The 22804-nt window shown below is 72.6% G+C and carries 22 protein-coding genes; 19 read left to right on the top strand and 3 right to left on the bottom strand.

Annotated elements, in window-relative coordinates; genetic code table 11:
• The first annotated feature begins 677 nt into the window (after positions 1 to 677).
• From BAW75_RS30080 to BAW75_RS30040, 9 genes are all read left to right on the top strand, one after another.
• Entirely contained in the window at positions 678 to 1295 is a 618-nt protein-coding gene (locus BAW75_RS30080; RefSeq protein ID WP_043330338.1) for a hypothetical protein, read from the top strand.
• Positions 1296 to 1441: 146 nt separating this feature from the next.
• On the top strand, positions 1442 to 1903 hold the full coding sequence (locus BAW75_RS30075; RefSeq protein ID WP_104115776.1) for a DUF948 domain-containing protein: 462 nt from the start codon (positions 1442 to 1444) through the stop codon (positions 1901 to 1903).
• Between the two features lie 31 nt (positions 1904 to 1934).
• Positions 1935 to 2240, top strand: coding sequence for a hypothetical protein (locus BAW75_RS30070; protein ID WP_013285491.1), 306 nt, complete (start codon positions 1935 to 1937; stop codon positions 2238 to 2240).
• Positions 2237 to 4918: an alanine--tRNA ligase gene (gene alaS, locus BAW75_RS30065; protein WP_104115774.1), complete on the top strand. Its 2682-nt coding sequence runs from the start codon at positions 2237 to 2239 to the stop codon at positions 4916 to 4918. Before BAW75_RS30070 ends, alaS begins: the two co-directional genes overlap by 4 nt.
• Positions 4919 to 5045: 127 nt before the next feature.
• Positions 5046 to 5507: a Holliday junction resolvase RuvX gene (gene ruvX, locus BAW75_RS30060; RefSeq protein WP_104115773.1), complete on the top strand. Its 462-nt coding sequence runs from the start codon at positions 5046 to 5048 to the stop codon at positions 5505 to 5507.
• A complete protein-coding gene (gene mltG / locus BAW75_RS30055; RefSeq protein WP_104115772.1) occupies positions 5504 to 6703 on the top strand; it encodes an endolytic transglycosylase MltG in 1200 nt (399 codons plus the stop codon). Before ruvX ends, mltG begins: the two co-directional genes overlap by 4 nt.
• A complete protein-coding gene (locus BAW75_RS30050; RefSeq protein WP_104115771.1) occupies positions 6703 to 7515 on the top strand; it encodes a shikimate dehydrogenase in 813 nt (270 codons plus the stop codon). Before mltG ends, BAW75_RS30050 begins: the two co-directional genes overlap by 1 nt.
• Positions 7516 to 7672: 157 nt before the next feature.
• Positions 7673 to 8851 (top strand): chorismate synthase, encoded by a 1179-nt coding sequence (gene aroC / locus BAW75_RS30045; protein WP_104115775.1) that lies wholly within the window; start codon positions 7673 to 7675, stop codon positions 8849 to 8851.
• Complete coding sequence (locus tag BAW75_RS30040) at positions 8848 to 9357, top strand: shikimate kinase (RefSeq protein ID WP_043324958.1); 510 nt, start codon at positions 8848 to 8850, stop codon at positions 9355 to 9357. Before aroC ends, BAW75_RS30040 begins: the two co-directional genes overlap by 4 nt.
• Before the next feature lie 223 nt (positions 9358 to 9580).
• Here BAW75_RS30040 and BAW75_RS30035 read toward each other — a convergent pair whose 3' ends face one another.
• Positions 9581 to 10369 carry a cytochrome c oxidase assembly protein gene (locus tag BAW75_RS30035; protein ID WP_104115770.1) on the bottom strand — a complete coding sequence of 263 codons (789 nt, stop codon included), beginning with the start codon at positions 10367 to 10369 and terminating at the stop codon, positions 9581 to 9583.
• The gene (locus BAW75_RS30030) at positions 10366 to 10908 is read right to left on the bottom strand and encodes a DUF2243 domain-containing protein (protein ID WP_104115769.1); all 543 of its coding nucleotides are present in this window, start codon (positions 10906 to 10908) and stop codon (positions 10366 to 10368) included. Before BAW75_RS30030 ends, BAW75_RS30035 begins: the two co-directional genes overlap by 4 nt.
• Positions 10909 to 11000: 92 nt before the next feature.
• Between BAW75_RS30030 and aroB the strand changes: the two genes are divergently transcribed.
• From aroB to nusB, 4 genes are read left to right on the top strand one after another with little or no spacing between them, the layout of a single operon-like run.
• Positions 11001 to 12077 carry a 3-dehydroquinate synthase gene (gene aroB, locus BAW75_RS30025; protein ID WP_104115768.1) on the top strand — a complete coding sequence of 359 codons (1077 nt, stop codon included), beginning with the start codon at positions 11001 to 11003 and terminating at the stop codon, positions 12075 to 12077.
• Positions 12074 to 12523: a type II 3-dehydroquinate dehydratase gene (gene aroQ / locus BAW75_RS30020; protein WP_043324954.1), complete on the top strand. Its 450-nt coding sequence runs from the start codon at positions 12074 to 12076 to the stop codon at positions 12521 to 12523. The genes aroB and aroQ overlap by 4 nt, the downstream gene beginning before the upstream one ends.
• A gap of 41 nt (positions 12524 to 12564) precedes the next feature.
• Positions 12565 to 13122 carry an elongation factor P gene (gene efp / locus BAW75_RS30015; RefSeq protein WP_013285503.1) on the top strand — a complete coding sequence of 186 codons (558 nt, stop codon included), beginning with the start codon at positions 12565 to 12567 and terminating at the stop codon, positions 13120 to 13122.
• Positions 13123 to 13145: 23 nt separating this feature from the next.
• Entirely contained in the window at positions 13146 to 13556 is a 411-nt protein-coding gene (gene nusB / locus BAW75_RS30010; protein ID WP_174534511.1) for a transcription antitermination factor NusB, read from the top strand.
• 64 nt (positions 13557 to 13620) lie between these two features.
• Here nusB and bldD read toward each other — a convergent pair whose 3' ends face one another.
• Positions 13621 to 14109: a transcriptional regulator BldD gene (gene bldD / locus BAW75_RS30005; RefSeq protein WP_013285505.1), complete on the bottom strand. Its 489-nt coding sequence runs from the start codon at positions 14107 to 14109 to the stop codon at positions 13621 to 13623.
• Positions 14110 to 14396: 287 nt separating this feature from the next.
• Here bldD and pyrR point away from each other — a divergent pair, with 287 nt between their 5' ends.
• From pyrR to BAW75_RS29975, 6 genes are all read left to right on the top strand, one after another.
• Complete coding sequence (gene pyrR / locus BAW75_RS30000) at positions 14397 to 14981, top strand: bifunctional pyr operon transcriptional regulator/uracil phosphoribosyltransferase PyrR (protein WP_043324953.1); 585 nt, start codon at positions 14397 to 14399, stop codon at positions 14979 to 14981.
• Positions 14978 to 15904 carry an aspartate carbamoyltransferase catalytic subunit gene (locus BAW75_RS29995; RefSeq protein WP_030502502.1) on the top strand — a complete coding sequence of 309 codons (927 nt, stop codon included), beginning with the start codon at positions 14978 to 14980 and terminating at the stop codon, positions 15902 to 15904. The genes pyrR and BAW75_RS29995 overlap by 4 nt, the downstream gene beginning before the upstream one ends.
• Positions 15901 to 17178 (top strand): dihydroorotase, encoded by a 1278-nt coding sequence (locus BAW75_RS29990; RefSeq protein ID WP_104115767.1) that lies wholly within the window; start codon positions 15901 to 15903, stop codon positions 17176 to 17178. The genes BAW75_RS29995 and BAW75_RS29990 overlap by 4 nt, the downstream gene beginning before the upstream one ends.
• Positions 17175 to 18317 (top strand): glutamine-hydrolyzing carbamoyl-phosphate synthase small subunit, encoded by a 1143-nt coding sequence (gene carA / locus BAW75_RS29985; RefSeq protein WP_104115766.1) that lies wholly within the window; start codon positions 17175 to 17177, stop codon positions 18315 to 18317. Before BAW75_RS29990 ends, carA begins: the two co-directional genes overlap by 4 nt.
• Positions 18310 to 21657: a carbamoyl-phosphate synthase large subunit gene (gene carB / locus BAW75_RS29980; protein ID WP_104115765.1), complete on the top strand. Its 3348-nt coding sequence runs from the start codon at positions 18310 to 18312 to the stop codon at positions 21655 to 21657. The genes carA and carB overlap by 8 nt, the downstream gene beginning before the upstream one ends.
• A 103-nt stretch (positions 21658 to 21760) precedes the next feature.
• The gene (locus BAW75_RS29975; RefSeq protein ID WP_043324949.1) at positions 21761 to 22774 is read left to right on the top strand and encodes a quinone-dependent dihydroorotate dehydrogenase; all 1014 of its coding nucleotides are present in this window, start codon (positions 21761 to 21763) and stop codon (positions 22772 to 22774) included.
• Positions 22775 to 22804 lie beyond the last annotated feature (30 nt).

Raw genomic sequence — 22804 nt, 5'->3', positions numbered from 1 at the left:
GGCCCGATCAGTCCGTCGCGCCACCGGCGGAGCCTCCGATGCCCGCCCCGGCCGCGAACCCCGGCCGCCACCGGGTGGTACGCCGGGGCGGCCCGCAGAGCGACGTCGAGCGCACGGGTGGTGTGCCGATCGGTGGTGGCCGTCCCGGTGGTGGCCCGCCGCGTCCGGCCGGTCCGCCCGGCGGCGACGGTGGCCGTATCGGTCCCGGCCCGCACCCACCCCGGCAGGGACCCGGCGGTCCCGGCCCGCATCCGCCCCGGCAGGGGCCCGGCGGGTCCGGCCCGGTCCGGCCCGGTGAGGCACCTCCGCCCGGTGGCGGACCCCGTCCACCGGTGGCACCCGGCGCCCGGGGCGCGGCCGCCGGACCGGCGCCTGCCGCCCGCGCGGCGGCGGGTGTGGCGCGACCGGTCGGACCGGACGAGCGGACCACCGGCCGGGCGGCCGGCCCCGGACCGGAGCCGGACCGCAGCGGTCCGGGCAACCCGGCCGGCATGGCGCCGCCTCCGGGCGCTCCGGCGGTGGCGCGGGCGGCTGCTGTCGTACCCCCGGGGGAGGCTGCCGGGCCACGGCCCGGCGCGGACGGCATGCCCGCGCCGCGACCCGCCGGTCCCGGCGTGGACGAGACCGACGCGGAGGCCGGTGGCCTGCGCGGCGCCCGGTCCGAGCTGCGGCGGCAGATGCGCGAGCGGCGCCGCCTGCGGATGGGTGTCCTCGCGCTGGTGAGCCTCCTGCTGCTGGGCGCGGTACCGCTCTACTTCGGCATGCGGACGCTCAGCCGCGATCCGGTCTTCGACACCCTCGACGCGCTCGACGTGCCCGCCTGGGCCGAGAAGAAGACAGTCGACAACGTCAGCGGCAGCCGCTGGTGCCTGCAGGACTGCCGGCTGCGGGAACGCGCGGTCGAGTCGGAGCAGGGATGGGAGCAGACGGTCGCCGTCTACGAGCAGGCGCTGGCCAAGGACGGCTGGCGGCGGTGGAGCGTCGAACGCTGCCCGGAGGAGAAGGTCGAGGGCAGCTACACCTGCTGGCGTCGCGACGAACTCACGCTTGACCTGTGGGTACGCGACCCGGCCTGCACGCCGCCGCCGATCGACGGTGCGCCCGCGCCCTCCGCGCCGGCCGCGCCCGCAGCGGCGACGTGCACCGGCTCGTTGGTGTCGGTGAAGGTGCGCAACGCGATCGACGACGAGCGCACCGGGCCGACGCCGACCACCGATCCGTCACTCACCGGTGAGGATCCGTTCCCGACGCTGACCGACGACCCGCTGGGCGAGGCGACTCCCTCACCGTCGTGAGTCGACTTTCATCACGGACGGTAGGGTCTGGGGCTGGCACGCCCGTCCGCGCCCGGTGACCGGGTCGGCGTGGCGCGAAGTGGGTAGGTACGGTCGCGCGTTCCGGGGCGTCGGGTTCCGGGACACTGCTTGAGGAGGACATGCGCGTGAGTGGTGGAGAAATCGCTGCGCTGATCGCGGCCGGCGCGTTCCTGATGCTGGTGCTCGTGCTGGCGGTGCCGATCCTGCGGCTGCGGCACACCGTGGACGCGACGACCCGCATGATCACCGAGGTGAACGAGCGCACCGCGCCGCTGCTCGGGGACGTGAACACCACGGTGAAGAACGTCAACGTGGCGCTGGAGCAGGTGCAGACCTCGCTGGACGGGGTGAACCTGCAGCTCGCCAAGGTGGACACCATGACCAGCCACGCGCAGAACGTCACCGCGAACGTGGCGAACCTGGCCACCGTGGTCTCGGCCGCCGCCGCGAACCCGCTGGTGAAGGTGGCCGCGTTCGGGTACGGCGTGCGCCGCGCCGCCTCCGCGCGCCGGCACGCCGAGACCGAGCGCGAGGTGCGCGACACCATCAAGCAGCAGCGTCGCGCCGCCAAGCGCGGCAACCGCTGACCCCGACCGGCGTACGCGGGAGGATGAGAGCATGAGGCGGTTGTTCTGGCTGGGCATCGGGCTGGCCGTGGGCGTCCTGGTGGTGCGCAAGGCCACCCGGACCGCGCAGGCGTACACCCCGGCCGGCATCGCCAGCGGGCTGTCCGAGTCCGCCGGCGGTCTGGTCGAGTCGCTGCGGGCGTTCGTGGACGACGTCCGGGTCGGCATGGCCGAGCGTGAGCAGGAGATCCACGAGGCCTTCGCCCGCGGCGAGGTGTACGACGACCAGTTCGCCGAGCTGCGGGAGGACCCGCGCATCGGCGACCGAGAGATTTTCCCGGAGGACCACCAGCGATGAAGACGGCGGAGATCAAGCGGCGGTTCCTCGCCCACTTCGAGGCGAACGGGCACACCGTGGTGCCGTCCGCTCCGCTGCCCGCCATCAGCGACCCGAACCTGCTGTTCATCAACGCGGGCATGGTGCAGTTCGTGCCCTACTTCCTGGGCCAGCAGACCCCGCCGTACGCGCGGGCGACGAGCGTGCAGAAGTGCATCCGGACGCCTGATATCGACGAGGTCGGCAAGACCAGCCGGCACGGCACGTTCTTCCAGATGAACGGCAACTTCTCCTTCGGTGACTACTTCAAGTCCGGGGCGATCCCGCTCGCCTGGGACCTGGCGACGAAGTCGGTCGAGGCGGGCGGTTTCGGGCTGGACCCGGAGCGGATCTGGGCCACGGTCTACCTGGACGACGACGAGGCGTACGACATCTGGCGCGCCACCGGCGTGCCGGCCGAGCGGATCGTGCGCCGCGGCAAGGCCGACAACTTCTGGTCGATGGGCATCCCCGGCCCGTGCGGCCCGTGCTCCGAGCTGTACTACGACCGCGGCCCGGCCTACGGCCGCGAGGGCGGTCCCGAGGTCGACGAGGACCGTTACCTGGAGTTCTGGAACCTCGTCTTCATGCAGTTCGAGCGCGGCCCGGGCACCGGCAAGGAGGACTTCCCGATCCTCGGTGACCTGCCGGCGAAGAACATCGACACCGGCATGGGCCTGGAGCGGATGGCCTCGCTGCTGCAGGGCGTGGACAACCTCTACGAGATCGACGAGGTCCGCCCGATCCTCGACAAGGCCGCCGAGCTGACCGGCAAGCGCTACGGCGTGCACTCCGGTCACGCGGCGAACGAGTCGCACCCGGACGACGTACGGCTGCGGGTCATCGCCGACCACGTGCGCACCTCGCTGATGCTGATCGGCGACGGGGTGACCCCGTCGAACGAGGGCCGGGGCTACGTGCTGCGCCGGATCATGCGGCGGGCGATCCGGGCGGTGCGGCTGCTGGGCTACCAGGACCGGGCGCTGCCGGAGCTGCTGCCGGTGGCGCGCGACTGCATGGCGCCGTCGTACCCGGAGCTGGCCGAGGACTTCGGCCGGATCTCCCAGTACGCGTACGCCGAGGAGGACGCGTTCCTCGGCACGCCGCGCGCCGGCACCACGATCCTGGACACCGCCATCGCGGAGACCAAGTCGGCCGGCAAGGCGGCGCTCTCCGGTGACAAGGCGTTCCAGCTGCACGACACGTACGGCTTCCCGATCGACCTGACCCTGGAGATCGCGGCCGAGCAGGGGCTGCAGGTCGACGCGGAGGGCTTCCGCCGGCTGATGGCCGACCAGCGCAGCCGGGCCAAGGCCGACGCGCAGGCGCGCAAGACCGGGCACACCGACGTGTCGGCGTACCGGTCGGTGCTCGACGGCGGTGGGCCGGTGGAGTTCACCGGCTACACCGAGCTGAGCCGTGAGTCGCGGGTGCGCGCGCTGCTGTCCGGCGGCGCCGCGATCTCCGCCGCGGTCGAGGGCGACACGATCGAGTTGGTGCTCGACACCACCCCGTTCTACGCCGAGGGCGGCGGGCAGCAGCCTGACCAGGGGCTCATCACCGTCGGCGGCGGCCAGGTCGAGGTCTTCGACGTGCAGCAGCCGGTGCCCGGCCTGATCGTGCACCGGGCCAAGGTGGTGCGCGGCGAGGTCCGCTCCGGGGAGACCGGGTACGCCGAGATCGACGTGTCCCGCCGCCGGGCGATCTCCCGCTCGCACACCGCGACGCACCTGGTGCACCAGACGATGCGCAACTTCCTCGGCGAGTCGGCCACCCAGGCCGGTTCGCTGAACGCGCCGGGCCGACTGCGGTTCGACTTCAACACCCCGACGGGTGTGGCGCCGAGCGTGCTGCACGACGTGGAGCAGCAGGTCAACGAGGTGTTGCTGGCCGACCTGGAGGTGCACGCGTTCGTCACCAGCCAGGAGGAGGCGCGCCGGATCGGGGCGATGGCCCTGTTCGGCGAGAAGTACGGCGAGCGGGTCCGGGTCGTCGAGGTCGGCGACTACGCCCGGGAGCTGTGCGGCGGTACGCACGTGGCCCGCTCCGCCCAGCTCGGCCTGGTGAAGATCCTCTCCGAGGCGTCGGTGGGCTCCGGGGTACGCCGGATCGAGGCGCTCGTCGGCATGGACGCGTTCGGCTTCCTGGCCCGCGAGCACCTGCTGGTGTCCCGGCTGGCCGAGCTGTTCCGGGTGCCCGGCGAGCAGGTCGCCGACCGGGTGGAGCAGACCGTCACCCAGCTTCGCGACGCGGAGAAGGAACTGGAGAAGCTGCGCGCCCAGCTCGTGCTCGGCGGAGCCGGCGCCCTGGCCGCGCAGGCCAAGGACGTGCGCGGCGTCGCGTACGTCGGCACCGAGGCCCCCGAGGGCGCGGCCGCGAACGACGTGCGGACCCTCGCCCAGGAGATCCGGGGCCGGATCGACCCGGCCCGCCCGGCGGTGGTCGCGGTGGCGGCCCGGGCCAACGGCAAGGCGTCCCTGGTGGTGGCCGTCAACCAGGCCGCCCGGGGCCGGAGCCTGAGCGCGAAGGACCTCGTGAAGGCGGCGTTCTCCGGCCGGGGCGGCGGCGCCGACGACCTGGCCCAGGGCGGCGGCCTGCCCGCGGCGGAGGCGCCGAACCTGCTGGTCACCGTCGAGCAGGCGGTCGCTGGCACGGCATGAGTGAACGCACCGAGCGGAGCGAGGGCCGTGAGCGCATGCCCGGTCGGCACGGCATGAGCGCACCGATCGACGCCAGGGCGGACCACCCGGTCCGCCCTGGCCCGTACCGGCGGGGAGGTGTCCGATAGTGGCCGAGCTGTCCCGTGGCGTCCGGCTGGGCGTCGACGTGGGCCAGGTCCGGGTGGGTGTGGCCCGATGTGATCCGCACGGCATCCTCGCCACGCCCCTGGTCACGCTGGCCCGCGACCTGACCGCCGAACCGGACGCGGTGCCCGCCGACATGGCCGAGCTGGTCCGGCTCGCCGCCGAGCACGAGGCGGTGGGGATCGTGGTCGGCCTGCCGGTCAACCTCGCCGGGAAGCACGGCCCCGCGGCGGCGAACGTATCAGCCTATGCCAGCCGATTGGCTGATGTAATGAGGCCGATTCCGGTGACGCTGACGGACGAGAGGATGTCTACCGTCGTCGCGAGTCGTAGGCTGGCCGAACGGGGCGTCCGGGGAAAGCGCCAACGGGCGGTGGTCGACCAGGCCGCCGCGGTGGAGATTCTGCAGAGCTGGCTGGACGCACAGCGGAGGCGGACGCAATGATCGACGACCTTGATCTGGGCTTCGACGAGCAGGACAGGGGGGAGAAGGGCCGGCACCGGCGCGGCGCGGTACGCCGACGGCAGGGCAAGTCCGGCGGCGGCCGGGGCAAGACCCTGCTCGCCCTCGCGCTCGCGCTGATCCTGCTGGGCGGCATCGGCGGCGGCGCGTTCTACGGCTTCGACCGGGTCCAGAACTACTTCGTCACCCCCGACTACGACGGCTCCGGCACCGGCGAGGTGACCGTCGAGATCAAGCAGGGCGCGCTGCTCGCCGACATGGCCGACGCGCTGGTCGCCGCCGACGTGGTGAAGAGCACCAAGGCGTTCATCGAGGCCGCCGAGGCGAACTCGCGCAGCAAGAACATCCAGCCCGGCACGTACAAGCTGCGTAAGCAGATGAGCGGCGACGCGGCGGTCGCGGCGATGCTGGACCTGAAGAACCGGATCGTGAACGGGATCACCATTCCCGAGGGGCTCACCGCGAAGACGGTCTACAAGCGGCTCTCCGAGAAGACCGACATCCCGGTCAAGGACTTCGAGGCGGCGGCGAAGGATCCGGAGGCGCTCGGCGTGCCGGACTGGTGGTTCAAGCGTTCCGACGGCAAGAAGGTCACGCCCTCGATCGAGGGCTTCCTCTTCCCGGACACCTACGAGATCCCGCCGAAGGCCACCGCCGAGACGGTGCTCAAGCTGATGGTGGACAACTTCCTCGGCGTCACCGGTGGCCTGAAGTTCGCCGAGAAGGTGCAGGCGGAGCGCGGGGGCATCACCCCGTACGAGGCGCTGATCGTCGCGTCGCTGGCGCAGGCCGAGGCGGGCAACAAGGACGACCTGGGCAAGGTCGCCCGGGTCGCGTACAACCGGGTCTACGGCGAGTTCCCGTGCAACTGCCTGGAGATGGACGTCACTGTCAACTACTACCTGGAGTTGACCGGCCAGAAGACCAAGGCATCCAAGGACATGACGCCCGCCGAGTTGGACAACCCGAAGAACCCGTACAACCGCAAGCTGCGCGGCCTGATCCCCACGCCGATCAACAACCCGGGCAAGCAGGCCCTGGAGGGCGCGCTGAACCCGCCGGACCGCAAGTGGCTCTACTTCGTGGCGATCGACAAGGAGGGCCACTCCGCGTTCGCCGAGACCTACGCCGAGCACCAGCGCAACGAGCAGAAGGCGCGCGAGGCCGGGATCATCTGATGGCCGATCCCCGCCGCGCCGCGGTGGTCGGCAAGCCGATCGCCCACTCGCTCTCCCCGGTGATCCACACCGCCGGGTACGCGGCGGCCGGGCTGAGCGGCTGGTCGTACACCCAGATCGAAGCCGGCGCCGACGACCTGCCCGGCCTGGTCGCGGGCCTCGGCCCGGAATGGGCCGGGCTGTCGGTGACCATGCCGGGCAAGGAGGCGGCGCTCGCGCTGGCCGACGAGGTCTCACCGGACGCCGCCGCCGTCGGCGCCGCCAACACGCTGGTACGACGCGCCGACGGCACCTGGTACGCGGACAACACCGACGTCACTGGCATGGTCGAGGTGCTCACCGGCGCGGGCTGCGTCGCCGGGGCGGTCGTCACCGTGCTCGGCGCCGGTGGCACCGCCCGGGCGGCCATCGCGGCGGCAGCGCGGATCGGGGCGGCCGAGGTGACTGTGGTGGCCCGCCGCCCGGAGGCGGTCGACGAGCTGCGCCCGGTCGCGGCGGCGGCCGGTGTGCCGCTGGCCGGTGCCGAGTGGGACGGCGCGCCCGCGCATGCCCGCGCCGACCTGGTGATCTCCACGGTGCCGAAGGGCGTGGCCGACCCGCTCGCCGACAACTTCGACTGGCGACCGGAGTCGGTCTTCTTCGACGTCGTCTACGATCCGTGGCCCACGCCGCTGGCGGCGGCGGCGCTGACAGCCGGGTGCCGGGTGGTCTCCGGGCTGGACCTGCTGCTGGCCCAGGCGTACGGCCAGTTCGAGCACTTCACCGGCGTCACCGCCCCACGCGCCGCGATGCGCGCTGCCCTGCCGGTGTAAGGAAGGGCCCCTTATTAACTCCTCCGGTAGAGGAAGGGCCCCTTGTTAACGCCTCGCCCCACGAGGCGGCAGATCGGCGCGGAGGCGGCCTGTCCGGTGGGCGGGATGCGGCGGGCGGCGTACGCCGGTGACCACCGGGCGTGACACACTGACCGTCGTGTTGCGCTGGCTGACTGCAGGTGAATCGCACGGACCCGCCCTCGTCGCGATGCTGGAGGGCGTACCCGCCGGCATCGAGGTGACCACCGGGGAGATCTCCGGCGAGCTGGCCCGGCGCCGGCTCGGCTACGGCCGGGGTGCCCGGATGTCGTTCGAGCAGGACGAGGTCGAGATCATCGGCGGGCTCCGGCACGGCGTGACGCTCGGCAGCCCGGTCGCGATCCGGGTCGGCAACTCCGAGTGGCCCAAGTGGCGCACCGTGATGGCCGCCGACCCGGTCGACCCGGAGGAGCTGGCGAGTCAGGCCCGCAACGCGCCGCTGACCCGTCCCCGCCCGGGTCACGCCGACCTGGCCGGCATGCAGAAGTACGGGCACACCGACGCCCGGCCGATCCTGGAGCGCGCCAGCGCCCGGGAGACCGCCGCCCGGGTCGCGGTGGGCACCGTCGCCAAGGCGCTCGTGCGTCAGGCGCTCGGCGTCGAGATCGTCTCCCACGTGGTCGAGCTGGGCCCGGTTGCGGTCAAGCCGGGGCTTCGCCCCACCCCGGAGGACGCCGCCCGCATCGACGCCGACCCGCTGCGCTGCCTCGACGCCGAGGCCAGCGCCCGGATGGTCGCCGAGGTCGACGCCGCGAAGAAGGCCGCCGATACGCTCGGCGGCGTGGTCGAGGTGCTCGCGTACGGGGTGCCGCCGGGCCTGGGCAGCCACGTGCAGTGGGACCGCAAGCTCGACGCGCGCCTCGCCACCGCGCTCATGTCGATCCAGGCGATCAAGGGCGTGGAGATCGGCGACGGCTGGCAGCAGGCCCGCTCGCGCGGCTCGGAGGCGCACGACGAGATCGTGCCCACCGCCACCGGCGTGCGGCGGATCACCGACCGGGCCGGTGGCCTGGAGGGTGGCATCACCACCGGTGAGCCGCTGCGGGTGAAGGCGGCCATGAAGCCCATCTCGTCGCTGAACCGGGCCCTGGCCACGGTCGACGTGACCACCGGCGAGCCGGCCACCGCGATCAACCAGCGCTCCGACGTGTGCGCGGTGCCGGCGGCGGCGGTGGTGGCCGAGGCGATGGTCGCGCTGGTGCTGGCCGAGGCGGCGATGGAGAAGTTCGGCGGCGACTCGGTCGCCGAGATGCGCCGCAACCTGACCGGTTACCTCGACAGCTTGGTGATCAAGTGAGCACCCGGCCGATCTGCGTGCTGGTCGGTGCGCCCGGTGCCGGCAAGACCACTGTCGGCACGGCGCTGGCCGAGGCGCTCGGCGTCGACTTCCGGGACACCGACGCCGACATCGAGAACCTCGCCGGCAAGCCCATTCCGGAGATCTTCGTGGACGAGGGGGAGGAGCACTTCCGTACCCTCGAACGGGCCGCCGTGGCGGCGGCGCTCGCGTCGCACGCGGGCGTGCTCGCGATCGGCGGCGGCGCGGTGCTGGCCGAGGAGAACCGGGCCGCGCTGATCGGCCACACCGTGGTGCACCTGTCGGTGGAGCTGCCGGACGCGGTCAAGCGGGTCGGTCTGGGCGCCGGGCGTCCGTTGCTCGCGCTGAACCCGCGCGCCACGCTCAAGCACCTGATGGACCAGCGCCGCCCGCTCTACGCCGAGGTGGCGACCGCGACCGTGGTGACGGACGGGCGTACGCCGGAGGAGTTGGCCGCGGAGATCGCCGCGCTGCTCAAGCCCTGACAACCGCACTGCCGCGCCCGGCTCCCGCCCTCGGTGGAACGCGGTGGGTGTCTCCGGGGTGTCGTGGCACCCATGACGTTCCACCCGGCGTGGATGACGTTGGTGGGTGGAACGCCGTGGGTGTCTCCCGAGCGTTATGGCACCCGTGGCGTTCCAGTCGGCGTCGATGGCGTCGGTGGGTGGAACGCCATGGGTGCGTGGGAAACGTGTCGGGACGGGCCGGTCAGGTATTTGCCGCAACGGCCCCGGCCGCCCTGCGGCGAGGGCTCCGCTCCGGTCGCCAGGTGGCGAGCAGCGCCAGCGCCAGCGCGATCTCGGCCAGGTCACCGAGGTAGTACATGAGCGTGGCGCCGGCCCGCAGCTCGGCGGCGGTCGCCGGCACGTCCACGAACAGCCCGGCGTAGAGCAGCTGGGCGATGGTGGCGTGCGCGGCCACCCCGACCCCGATCACCACCAGCCGCACCGGTACGCGCGGGCGGTGCGGGCCCGGGTCGGGACCGGCGATCGACCAGGCGAACAGGCAGCCGCTGAGCAGGAAGTGCACGTTCACCAGCGTGTGCAGGGCCGGGCTGTCCAGCGTGGCCCGGTACAGCGGGGTGAGGTAGAGCAGCCAGAGCCCGCCCGCGGTGAGCAGCAGGCCGGTCACCGGGTGGCCGAGCACCCGTGCTGTCGGATGCCGCAGCAGGTGGACCAGGGCCCGGCCGGTACGCCGGTCCAGCGTGCGCAGCAGCAGCGTGACCGGGGCGCCGAGCACGAGCGCCAGCGGCGCGAGCATGCCGATCAGCAGGTGCTGCCACATGTGCCCGACGAAGTCGCCGGCCGGCCACGCCAGCCCGCCCGCCAGCAGCAGCGCGCCCAGCCCGAAGCTCGCCGTCCGGGCGTGCGGCCAGCCCGGCCCGCCCGGGTCCCGCAGCCGCAGCGCGGCGGCCAGGTACGCCCAGAACAGCGCCGCCGGGATCAGCGCGATCGCCGGGAAGCCGCCGCCGGCGTGCCCGGCGTGAGCCAGGCTCACCGGCGCTCCGGCGCGCAGAGGTCCACCGCGCGGGCCCGGCGCTGGATCGTCCAGCCGACAGCGATCAGCACCACGCCGAGCGCGAGGAACCCGAGGTCCCACCAGAGCTGGTGCGGGCCGCCGCGGACGTGGTGGATGCCGAGCAGGTGGTGGTCGACGACGCCCTCGACCAGGTTGAACAGGCCCCAGCCGATCAGCGCCCAGCCCCACAGCATCGGCGAGCGCCACAGCCGGCCCCGCGAGTGTGTGACCCGGGAGTAGAGCAGGGCCAGGCCGGTCAGCACCGCCACCCAGGTGACCACGTGGAACAGGCCGTCCCAGAGCGTGTTCATCTGCAACCCGGGCACGGTGTCCACCGGGTACTCGCGCACGCCGATCCGGTCGCTGCCGGTGCTGCTGAGCATGTGGTGCCACTGCAGGACCTGGTGCAGGACGATGCCGTCGACGAAGCCGCCGAGCCCGACGCCGAGGATCGTGGCGGGCAGCCGGATGCTCGTCGCGGACTCCGGTCGGGTCGCGTGTGCCGTCGTCTCACTCATTCCGGCCGCCCTACCCGCGATGTGGCCGGACAAACACCCAGCCAGTGGACAACGGCCGCGCGGGGGCGGCGCGCTGGACTAGGCTGCCCGCGATGGACGAGGTGACCCGGATCCCGGTCGGCGGCGAGCGGCCGTACGACGTGCTGGTGGGACGTGACCTGCTGGACCCGCCGCCGGTGCTGCTGGCGGGCGCCGAGCGGGTGGCCTTCCTGCACGCGCCGCCTCTCAAGGCGCTCGCCGACCGGCTCGCCGACGCGGTCCGCGAGGGCGGCGTGACGCCGCTGCTGATCGAGGTGCCGGACGCCGAGGCGGGCAAGCACGTCGACGTGGCGGCGGCCTGCTGGGAGCGGCTCGGCGACGCCGGGTTCACCCGTACCGACGCGGTGGTCGGGGTGGGCGGCGGCGCGGTCACCGACCTGGCCGGTTTCGTCGCCGCGACCTGGCTGCGCGGCGTGCGCTGGGTGCCGGTCGCGACGTCGCTGCTCGGCATGGTCGACGCCGCGGTGGGCGGCAAGACCGGCATCAACACCGCAGCCGGCAAGAACCTGGTCGGCGCGTTCCACCCGCCGGCCGGCGTGCTGGCCGACCTGGCGACGCTGGACAGCCTGCCTCCGGCCGACCTGGCCGCCGGCATGGCCGAGGTGGTCAAGTGCGGGTTCATCGCCGACCCGGTCATCCTCGACCTGGTCGAGCGGGACCCGGCCGGCGCGCTCGACCCGGCCGGGCCGGTGCTGCGGGAACTGGTCGAGCGCGCGGTCCGCGTGAAGGCCGACGTGGTCGCCGGGGACCTGCGCGAGTCCGGGGTACGCGAGGTGCTCAACTACGGGCACACCCTCGCCCACGCGATCGAGAAGGTGGAGGGGTACCGCTGGCGGCACGGTCACGCGGTGTCGGTCGGCCTGGTCTACGCGGCCACTCTCGCGCGGCCCGGCGGCCGTCTCGACGCGGCCGACGCCGAGCGGCACCGCCGGGTGCTGACCGCGCTCGACCTGCCGACCGGCTACCGGGCCGACGCCTGGCCGGAACTGCTGGCCGCGATGCGGGTGGACAAGAAGGCCCGGGGCAGCCGGCTGCGGTTCGTGGTGCTCGACGGGATCGCCGGGCCGGCGATCCTGGAGGCGCCGCCGGACGACCTGCTCGCCGCCGCGTACGCGGAGATCAGCTCATGAGGGTGTACGTGCTCAACGGGCCGAACCTGGGCCGGCTCGGCACCCGCCAGGTCGACGTGTACGGGGTGACCAGCTACGCCCAACTGGTGGCCGACTGCGAGCGGCACGGCCGGGAGCTGGGGCTGGACGTGGTGGTCCGGCAGACCGACGCCGAGCACGAGATGCTGGCCTGGCTGCACGCAGCGGCCGACGAGGAGGCGGCGGTGGTGCTCAACCCGGCGGCCTGGACGCACTACTCGGTAGCGGTGCGGGACGCCTGCGCTATGCTGCGCGGCCCGCTGGTCGAGGTGCACATCTCCAACATCCACGCGCGGGAGGAGTTCCGGCGCCACTCGGTGGTCTCGGCGGTGGCGACCGGGGTGATCTGCGGGCTGGGCGTGGACGGCTACCGGCTGGCGCTGCAGCATCTGGCTCAGCGTGCGAGTCCGATTCGACAGGGCGAGTAGACTTGGACGGTCTGTCCGCCAATTGATGATCAAGGCAGGAAATGGCCACCACCAACGACCTGAAGAACGGCCTGGTACTCAACCTGGACGGCGAGCTGTGGGCCGTCGTCGAGTTCCAGCACGTCAAGCCCGGTAAGGGTGGTGCCTTCGTGCGCACCACGCTGAAGAACGTGCTGTCCGGCAAGGTGGTCGACAAGACCTTCAACGCGGGCACCAAGGTCGAGACCGCGACCGTGGACAAGCGCACCATGCAGTACCTGTACGCCGACGGCGAGGACTACGTCTTCATGGATCTGGAGACGTTCGACCAGATCACCGTCCCCGGCGGCACCGTCGGCGAGGCCGCCAACTACCTCCTCCCCGAGGCCGAGGCGACCGTCGCCACCCACGAGAGCGTGCCGCTGTACATCGAGCTGCCGACCTCGGTCGTGCTCGAGGTCACCTACACCGAGCCGGGCCTGCAGGGCGACCGGTCGACCGGCGGCAACAAGCCGGCCACCGTCGAGACCGGCGCCACAGTGCAGGTGCCGCTGTTCATCACCACCGGTGAGAAGATCAAGGTCGACACCCGCGACGGCCGTTACCTCGGCCGAGCCTGATGGCCGAGGGTCCCAAGCAGCAGATGCCCGCGCGTCGCAAGGCGCGCAAGCGGGCGCTGGACGTGCTCTTCGAGGCCGACCTGCGGGACCGCCCGCCGGTCGAGGTGCTCGCCGGCTACCTGGAGCGGATCGAGCAGCCGCGCCCCGACCACCTCGGCTACGCGGTCGGGCTGGTCGAGGGCGTGGCGGCGCACCTCGACCGGATCGACGAGACGATCGCCAGCTACGCCGAGGGGTGGACGCTGGACCGGATGCCGGTGGTCGACCGCAACCTGGCCCGGATCGCCGTGTACGAGCTGCTCTACGTCGACGAGATCGACGACGCGGTGGCGATCAGCGAGGCGGTGGAGCTGGCCCGGCAGATGTCGACGGACGACTCGCCCCGGTTCCTCAACGGCATCCTCGGCCGGATCGCCGAGTACGCCAGCCGCTGAGCCCCGCGCTCCGACGACGAAAGGGCCCGTGCCGGACGGCACGGGCCCTTCTCGTACGCGGATGTCAGGACGCGAAGAACGCCCGCGGGTCGGCGACCAGCACGCCGTGCTCGGTCAGCCGCTCGATCAGCCCCGACGGTGAGGCGTCGTAGACGATCGCGAGGGCGCGCAGGTCGTCGGCGCGGATGGACAGCACCCGGCCGTTGTAGTCGCCGCGCTGCTGCTGGATGGCGCGCGCGTAGCGGGCGACGTAGGCCAGGTCCTCGGAGGCCTCGTCGTAGAGCCGCTCCAGGTCCAGCACGATCTTGCTGGTGGGCTCGTGACGCACCCCGCTGCCGTCGGGCAGCAGCTCCGAGACGGGAACGCGGTAGAAGTCGGCCAGTTCCGCCAGGCGGGACACGGTGACGGCGCGGTCGCCGCGCTCGTACGAGCCGACCACCACGGCCTTCCACCGCCCGTTCGACTTCTCCTCCACCCCCTGCAGGGACAGGCCCTGCTGCTGGCGGATGGAGCGCAGGCGGGCGCCCAGCGACTTGGCGTATTCAGAGGGCATTCGGACACTCCCAGTGCTGCTCGGGGTTCTCCCAGCTATCGCTACGGAGCGTGACGGTACGGGGATTGCGACACGCGGTCAAGTGTTGCTGTCCACGACGTCTAGGACGCTCGTGTGGCTTGTCCCCATTTCTCCGGGCTGACCAGCAGGTCAGTACCGGCGGCGGGCGGCCCGGTGACCGCTGGTAACGTGGCGTGAAGCCCCGGTCCGGGCCCCGCGCGGGCCCCCGGAGCCGACCCAGACGTCCTTTAACGACCCGTCCCGTGAGGCGGGGAAGGAGGTCCGCCGTGGCCTACCCACCGGCTGCCCATTCGTCACCGCCGCGACAACCCTCGGTGAAGGTGATCCTCGCCGCTGCGGACGTGTCGCGGGTGGTCGACCGCATCGCCCACCAGATCCTGGAGAAGACCCAGGGCGCCGCCGACACCGTGCTGCTCGGCATCCCCACCCGCGGTGTGCCGCTGTCCCGCCGCCTCGCGGACCGGATCAGCACGTTCGAGGACGTCACCGTCCCGGTCGGCGTGCTCGACATCACGCTCTACCGCGACGACCTGCGCCGGCACGCCACCCGCGCGGTCGGCCCGACCGACCTGCCGTCCGGCGGGATCGACGGCAAGCGGGTGATCCTCGTCGACGACGTGCTGTTCTCCGGCCGCACCGTGCGGGCCGCGCTCGACGCGCTCAGCGACGTCGGCCGCCCGGCCTCGGTGCAACTCGCCGTCCTGGTCGACCGCGGTCACCGTCAGCTCCCGATCCGCGCCGACTACGTCGGCAAGAACATCCCCACCGCGCTGGCCGAGAACGTGAAGGTCACCCTCGCCGAGACCGACGGCGCCGACGAGGTACGGCTGTACGGAGGCTCTCCCGCATGATCCGGCACCTGCTCTCCGGCGCCGACCTGGACGCCGCCACCGCCACCCTGGTCCTGGACACCGCCGCGGAGATGGCGACGGTGGCCGGGCGCGAGGTCAAGAAGCTGCCCGCGCTGCGCGGGCGCACCGTGGTCAACCTCTTCTACGAGGACTCCACCCGGACCCGGATCTCGTTCGAGGCGGCCGCCAAGCGGCTCAGCGCCGACGTGATCAACTTCTCTGCCAAGGGCTCCAGCGTGGCCAAGGGGGAGAGCCTGAAGGACACCGCGCTGACGCTCCAGGCGATGGGCGCGGACGCGGTGGTCGTCCGGCACCCCGCCTCCGGCGCGCCGCACCGGCTGGCCGAGTGGGTCGACGGGTCGGTGGTCAACGCCGGTGACGGCACCCACGAGCACCCCACCCAGGCGTTGCTCGACGCGTACACGATGCGGTCCCGGCTGGGCCGGCTCGACGGCCTGCACGTGGCGATCGTCGGCGACGTGCTGCACTCCCGGGTGGCCCGCTCCAACGTGCTGCTGCTGTCCACGCTCGGCGCGAAGGTCACCCTGATCGGCCCGCCCACGCTCATCCCGGTCGACATCGCCGCCGCCCTGGCCCCCGGCACCGACGTCTGTTACGACCTCGACGCCGTTCTCCCAGATGTGGACGTGGTGATGATGCTGCGGGTGCAGCGCGAACGGATGGGTGACTCCTACTTCCCGTCGGCCCGCGAGTACGCCCGCCGCTACGGGCTCGACGGGCCGCGCATGCGCCGGCTGCCCGAGCACGCGATCGTCATGCACCCCGGGCCGATGAACCGGGGCATGGAGATCACGCCCGAGGTGGCCGACTCGCCCCGCTCCACCATCGTCGAACAGGTCGCCAACGGGGTCTCCGTGCGGATGGCCGTGCTCTACCTGCTGCTCGGAGGGAACAACCGGTGACCGCGTACCTCATCACAGGCGTCAGTGTGGTCGGCGGCGAGCCGACCGACCTGCTCATCCGCGACGGCATGGTGGCAGCCGTCGGCGACGGACTCGCCGCCGACGACGCCACGGTCGTCGACGCGACCGGCCTGGTCGCGCTGCCCGGCCTGGTCGACCTGCACACCCACCTGCGCGAGCCCGGCCGGGAGGACGCCGAGACCGTCGAGTCCGGTTCCCGGGCCGCGGCGCTCGGCGGCTACACGGCGGTGTGCGCGATGGCGAACACCTCGCCGGTCGCCGACACCGCCGGCGTGGTCGAGCAGGTGTGGCGGCTCGGCCGGGAGGCCGGCCTGGTCGACGTGCAGCCGATCGGCGCGGTCACCGTCGGGCTGGCCGGGGAGCGCCTGGCCGAGCTGGGCGCGATGGCCGACTCGGCCGCCGGGGTGCGGATCTTCTCCGACGACGGGCACTGCGTGGCCGACCCGCGGCTGATGCGCCGGGCGCTGGAGTACGTCAAGGCGTTCGACGGCGTGATCGCCCAGCACGCCGAGGAGCCCCGGCTCACCGAGGGCGCGCAGATGCACGAGGGCGAGGTGTCCACCCGCCTCGGCCTGACCGGCGGGCCGGCCGTCGCCGAGGAGGCGATCATCGCCCGGGACGTGCTGCTGGCCGAGCACGTCGGCAGCCGCCTGCACGTCTGCCACGTCTCCACCGCCGGCAGCGTCGAGGTGCTGCGCCAGGCCAAGGCGCGCGGGGTACGGGTCACCGCCGAGGTGACGCCGCACCACCTGCTGCTGACCGACGCCAAGGCGGAGAGCTACGACCCGGTCTTCAAGGTCAACCCGCCGCTGCGCACCGCCGCCGACATCGCCGCGCTGCGGGAGGCGCTGGCCGAGGGCGTGATCGACATCATCGCCACCGACCACGCCCCGCACGCCGTGGAGGACAAGGAGTGCGAGTGGGCGTACGCCCGGCCGGGCATGCTCGGCCTGGAGACCGCCCTGTCCATCGCGCTCGACGTGTTCGGCCCCCGCTGGGACCTGATCGCCGAGCGGATGTCCCGCACGCCGGCCCGCATCGCCGGGCTGACCGGGCACGGCGTCGACCCGGCGCCCGGCGTGCCGGCCAACCTGACCCTTGTCGACCCCGCCGCCCGCCGCGTCATCGAACCGGCGGAGCTGGCCAGCCGTAGTCGTAACACCCCGTACGCCCGCATGACGCTGCCGGGTCGCATCGTGGCGACCTTCCTGCGCGGCGAGCCGACGGTCCTGGACGGAAAGGCAGTCAAGTGAAGAGACGTCCTGCGATTCTCGTCCTCGAGGACGGGCGCACGTTCCACGGCGAGGCGTACGGCAGCGTCGGGGAGACCTTCGGCGAGGCGGTCTTCAACACCGGCATGACCGGCTACCAGGAGACGCTCACCGACCCCTCGTACCACCGGCAGGTGGTGGTGCAGACCGCGCCGCACATCGGCAACACCGGCGTCAACGGTGAGGACGACGAGTCCGACCGGATCTGGGTGGCCGGGTACGTGGTGCGTGACCCGGCCCGGATCAGCTCCAACTGGCGCGCCGACGGCGGGCTGGAGGACCGGCTCGCCGCCGAGGGCGTCGTCGGCATCAGCGGGGTGGACACCCGGGCGCTGACCCGGCACCTGCGCGAGCGCGGCGCGATGCGGGTCGGCATCTCCAGCGTCGAGGACGACCCGGCCGCGCTGCTGGAGCGGGTGCGCCGCTCGCCGCAGATGGTCGGCGCGAACCTGTCCGACGAGGTGACCACCGCCAAGCCGTACGTGGTCGAGGCGGAAGGCGAGCACCGGTTCACGGTGGCCGCGGTGGACCTGGGCATCAAGCGCAACGTGCCGCGCCGGCTCGCCGCCCGCGGCGTCACCACCCACGTGCTGCCCGCCGGGTCGACGATCGAGGATCTGCTCGCCACCGGCGCGGACGCGGTCTTCTTCTCGCCCGGCCCGGGCGACCCGGCGACCGCCGACGGTCCGGTGGCGCTGGCCCGGGAGGTGCTGGCCCGGCGGATCCCGCTGTTCGGCATCTGCTTCGGCAGCCAGATCCTCGGCCGGGCGCTCGGCTTCGGCACCTACAAGCTGGGGTACGGCCACCGCGGGATCAACCAGCCGGTGCTCGACCGGGCCACCGGCAAGGTCGAGGTGACCAGCCACAACCACGGCTTCGCGGTGCAGGTGCCGGGCGCCGGGGACGGCGCGGTGGTGCCGGATCAGGTGATCCAGACCGAGTTCGGCGGTGTCCAGGTGTCACATGTCTGCCTCAATGACAACGTGGTCGAGGGGCTGCGGGGCGTCGACGTCCCCGCTTTCACCGTCCAGTACCACCCGGAGGCGGCGGCCGGCCCGCACGACGCGGACTACCTCTTCGACCGTTTCGCAGAGCTGATCGAGGGGCGCAAGAATGCCTAAGCGGACCGACCTCAAGCACGTCATGGTGATCGGCTCCGGGCCGATCGTGATCGGACAGGCCTGCGAGTTCGACTACTCCGGCACCCAGGCCTGCCGGGTGCTGCGCAGCGAGGGGATCCGGGTCAGCCTGGTCAACTCCAACCCGGCGACGATCATGACGGACCCGGAGTTCGCCGACGCCACGTACGTCGAGCCGATCACCCCGGAGTTCGTCGAGCTGGTCATCGCCAAGGAGCGCCCCGACGCGCTGCTGCCGACGCTCGGCGGGCAGACCGCGCTGAACACCGCCGTCGCGCTGCACGAGGCGGGCGTGCTGGAGAAGTACGGCGTCGAGCTGATCGGCGCGAACATCGAGGCGATCAACCGGGGCGAGGACCGGCAGCTGTTCAAGGAGATCGTCGCGAAGGCCGGCGTACGGCTGGGCCTGGAGGATCCGTCCGCGCTGGTGCCGCGCTCGCGGGTCTGCCACTCGATGGACGAGGTCCGCGAGACGGTCGCCGAACTGGGCCTGCCGGTGGTCATCCGGCCGTCGTTCACGATGGGCGGCCTCGGTTCCGGCATGGCGCACACCGACGAGGACCTGGAGCGCATCGCCGGCTCGGGCCTCGCGGCCAGCCCGGTGCACGAGGTGCTCATCGAGGAGAGCGTGCTCGGCTGGAAGGAGTACGAGCTCGAACTGATGCGCGACCGCCACGACAACGTGGTGGTGGTCTGCTCGATCGAGAACGTCGACCCGATGGGCGTGCACACCGGCGACAGCGTCACCGTCGCGCCGTCGATGACGCTCACCGACCGGGAGTACCAGCGGCTGCGTGACCTCGGCATCGCGGTGCTGCGCGAGGTCGGGGTGGACACCGGCGGCTGCAACATCCAGTTCGCGGTGAACCCGGCCGACGGCCGGATCGTCGTGATCGAGATGAACCCCCGGGTGTCGCGTTCCTCGGCGCTGGCGTCGAAGGCCACCGGCTTCCCGATCGCGAAGATCGCCGCGAAGCTGGCCATCGGCTACACGCTGGACGAGATCCCGAACGACATCACGCTCAAGACGCCTGCGGCGTTCGAGCCGACGCTCGACTACGTGGTGGTGAAGATCCCCCGGTTCGCGTTCGAGAAGTTCCCCGGCGCCGACCCGGAGCTGACCACCACCATGAAGTCGGTGGGCGAGGCGATGAGCCTGGGCCGCAACTTCACCGAGGCGCTGAACAAGGCGATGCGCTCGATGGAAACCAAGGCGTCGGGTTTCTGGACCACTCCGGACCCGGACGGCGCCACGTTGGAGAACACCCTCGCGGCGCTGCGGACGCCGCACGACGGCCGGCTCTACACCGTCGAGCGGGCGCTGCGCCTGGGCGCGTCGATCGCCGAGGTGTCCGAGGCGTCCGGCGGCATGGACCCGTGGTTCCTGGACCAGATCGCCTCGCTGGTCGAGCTGCGCGCCGAGATCGTGGCCGCGCCGGTGCTCGACGCCGGTCTGCTGCGCCGGGCCAAGCGCGCCGGCCTGTCCGACCGGCAGCTCGCCGCGCTGCGTCCCGAGCTGGCCGCCGAGGACGGCGTCCGCACGCTGCGCCACCGGCTCGGCGTACGGCCGGTCTACAAGACGGTGGACACCTGCGCGGCCGAGTTCGAGGCGACCACGCCGTACCACTACTCGACCTACGACTCGGAGACCGAGGTGGCGCCCTCGGCGCGGCCGAAGGTGCTGATCCTGGGCTCCGGGCCGAACCGGATCGGTCAGGGCATCGAGTTCGACTACTCGTGCGTGCACGCGGTCCAGGCGCTCCGGGCCGTGGACTACGAGACGGTGATGGTCAACTGCAACCCGGAGACCGTCTCCACCGACTACGACACCGCCGACCGGCTCTACTTCGAGCCGCTGACGTTCGAGGACGTGCTGGAGGTCTGGCACGCCGAGGACTCCTCCGGCAAGGCCGCCGGCGGCCCCGGCGTGATCGGGGTGATCGTCCAGCTCGGCGGGCAGACGCCGCTCGGCCTGGCCCAGCGGCTCAAGAACGCCGGGGTGCCGATCGTCGGGACGTCCCCGGAGTCGATCCACCTGGCCGGTGAGCCCGACGCGTTCGGCGCGGTGCTGTCCCGGTCCGGGCTGCGCGCGCCCGCGCACGGCATGGCCACGTCGTACGACGAGGCGAAGACGATCGCCGACGAGATCGGGTACCCGGTGCTGGTCCGTCCCTCGTACGTGCTCGGCGGGCGCGGCATGGAGATCGTGTACGACGACGCCACGCTGCGCGACTACATCGGCCGGGCCACCGCCATCTCGCCGGACCGCCCGGTGCTGGTGGACCGGTTCCTGGACGACGCCATCGAGATCGACGTGGACGCGCTCGTGGACGCCGACGGCGACGTCTACCTGGGCGGCGTGATGGAGCACATCGAGGAGGCCGGCATCCACTCCGGCGACTCGTCCTGCGCGCTGCCGCCGATCACCCTGGCCGGCTCGCACCTGGCCCAGGTGCGCCGCTACACCGAGGAGATCGCCCGCGGCGTCGGGGTGCGCGGCCTGCTCAACGTCCAGTACGCGCTGCAGGGCGACATGCTCTACGTGCTGGAGGCCAACCCGCGCGCCTCCCGTACCGTGCCGTTCGTCTCGAAGGCCACGGCGGTGCCGCTGGCCAAGGCGGCGGCCCGGATCGCGCTCGGCGCCACCATCGCGCAGCTGCGCGCCGAGGGGATGCTGCCGCCCACCGGCGACGGCGGCACCATGCCGGCCGACGCGCCGATCGCGGTCAAGGAGGCGGTGCTGCCGTTCAAGCGGTTCCGCACCCCCTCCGGCAAGGGCATCGACGTGCTGCTCGGCCCGGAGATGAAGTCCACCGGCGAGGTGATGGGCATCGACACCGGCTTCGGGCAGGCGTTCGCCAAGTCGCAGGCTGCCGCGTACGGGTCGCTGCCCACCGCCGGGAAGATCTTCGTCTCGGTCGCCAACCGGGACAAGCGCGGCATGATCTTCCCGATCAAGCGCCTGGCCGACCTGGGCTTCGAGATCGTGGCCACCACCGGCACGGCCGAGGTGCTGCGCCGGCACGGCATCGCCTGCGAGCAGATCCGCAAGCACTACGAGTCGGGTGAGGGTGCGGACGCGGTCTCGCTGATCCTCGGCGGGGACGTGGCGCTGGTGGTGAACACGCCGCAGGGCTCCGGCGCGAGCGCCCGCTCCGACGGGTACGAGATCCGCAGCGCCGCGGTGAGCGTCGACATCCCCTGCGTCACCACGGTCCCCGGCGCCGCAGCCGCGGTCATGGGCATCGAGGCCCGAATCCGGGGCGACCTGAAGGTCCGCCCCCTGCAGGACCTGCACGCCGCCCTCCGGGCGGGCGAGTGACCCCGCGCCTGACCGCGCCGATCATGAGGTTGGCGGCGATGTGGATCTCCAAATCCGCCGCCAACCTCATGATCAACGGGGAGAGCGGGCGGGGGGCCGGGGCGTGATCTTCGAGAAGGTGGTGCGGCCCCGGCTGTTCTCGCTCGCGGGCGGGGACGCCGAGGGGGCGCACGAGTGGACCCTGGAACGGCTCGCGGCGGTGTCGCGGCAGCCGGCCGTTCTCGCGGCGCTGCGACGGGCGTACTTCCGGTCCGCGCCGCGCACCGTGTTCGGGGTGCGCTTCCCCAACCCGGTCGGGCTGGCGGCCGGGATGGACAAGAACGGACTCGCGTTGCCCGCCTGGCCGGCGCTGGGCTTCGGCTTCGTCGAGGTCGGCACCGTGACCGCGCACGCCCAGCCGGGCAATCCCCGGCCCCGGCTGTTCCGGCTGCGCGACAGCGAAGCGGTGATCAACCGGATGGGCTTCAACAACGCGGGCGCGGCGGCCCTCGCCGACCGGCTGGCGGCGTTGCCGCGCCCGCTCGGCGTGCCGCTGGGCATCTCGCTCGGCAAGTCCAAGGTGACCCCGTTGGACCAGGCGGTCGAGGACTATCTCGACTCCTACCGGGCGCTCAAGGGACACGGTGACTACTTCGCCGTGAACGTGTCCTCACCGAACACGCCCGGGCTGCGCTCGCTTCAGGACCGGTCCCACCTGGACGCGCTGCTGGCCGCGCTGGTGGGGGAGAAGCCGGTGCTGGTGAAGATCGCCCCGGATCTCACCGAGCCGGCCGTGGCCGAGCTGCTGGAGGTCTGCCTCGACCGGGGCGCCGCCGGGGTCATCGCCACCAACACCACGCTCGCCCGGGACGGGCTGGCCCCGGCCGACCGGGCGCGCGGCGCGGAGACGGGCGGCCTGTCCGGCCGGCCGCTGACCGTACGGGCCCGGGAGATGGTCGCCTTCGTGCACCGGGAGACCGGCGGGCGGCTGCCTGTGATCGGCGTCGGCGGCATCCTCGACCCGGACGACGCGACGCGCATGTTCGACGCCGGCGCGTCCCTGGTCCAGCTCTACACCGGCTTCATCTACCGCGGCCCCGCCCTGACGAGAGCCATAACCCGGACCACCCACCCCTGACCCACCCCCCCCGCCCCCGCGATCTTGCAC

Source organism: Micromonospora chalcea (assembly GCF_002926165.1).
Lineage (GTDB): Bacteria > Actinomycetota > Actinomycetes > Mycobacteriales > Micromonosporaceae > Micromonospora > Micromonospora chalcea.
Note: the sequence above shows the minus strand (reverse complement) of the source record. Positions and strands in the feature narration are given on the sequence as shown.

Coding starts and splice junctions, on each gene's coding strand:
- alaS (WP_104115774.1), top strand. CDS start 2,237: ATGAAGACGGCGGAGATCAAGCGGCGGTTCCTCGCCCACTTCGAGGCG.
- aroQ (WP_043324954.1), top strand. CDS start 12,074: ATGAGGGTGTACGTGCTCAACGGGCCGAACCTGGGCCGGCTCGGCACC.
- BAW75_RS30050 (WP_104115771.1), top strand. CDS start 6,703: ATGGCCGATCCCCGCCGCGCCGCGGTGGTCGGCAAGCCGATCGCCCAC.
- BAW75_RS29995 (WP_030502502.1), top strand. CDS start 14,978: ATGATCCGGCACCTGCTCTCCGGCGCCGACCTGGACGCCGCCACCGCC.
- BAW75_RS30070 (WP_013285491.1), top strand. CDS start 1,935: ATGAGGCGGTTGTTCTGGCTGGGCATCGGGCTGGCCGTGGGCGTCCTG.
- BAW75_RS30030 (WP_104115769.1), bottom strand. CDS start 10,908: ATGAGTGAGACGACGGCACACGCGACCCGACCGGAGTCCGCGACGAGC.
- BAW75_RS30080 (WP_043330338.1), top strand. CDS start 678: ATGCGCGAGCGGCGCCGCCTGCGGATGGGTGTCCTCGCGCTGGTGAGC.
- nusB (WP_174534511.1), top strand. CDS start 13,146: ATGCCCGCGCGTCGCAAGGCGCGCAAGCGGGCGCTGGACGTGCTCTTC.
- bldD (WP_013285505.1), bottom strand. CDS start 14,109: ATGCCCTCTGAATACGCCAAGTCGCTGGGCGCCCGCCTGCGCTCCATC.
- carB (WP_104115765.1), top strand. CDS start 18,310: ATGCCTAAGCGGACCGACCTCAAGCACGTCATGGTGATCGGCTCCGGG.
- mltG (WP_104115772.1), top strand. CDS start 5,504: ATGATCGACGACCTTGATCTGGGCTTCGACGAGCAGGACAGGGGGGAG.
- aroB (WP_104115768.1), top strand. CDS start 11,001: ATGGACGAGGTGACCCGGATCCCGGTCGGCGGCGAGCGGCCGTACGAC.
- efp (WP_013285503.1), top strand. CDS start 12,565: ATGGCCACCACCAACGACCTGAAGAACGGCCTGGTACTCAACCTGGAC.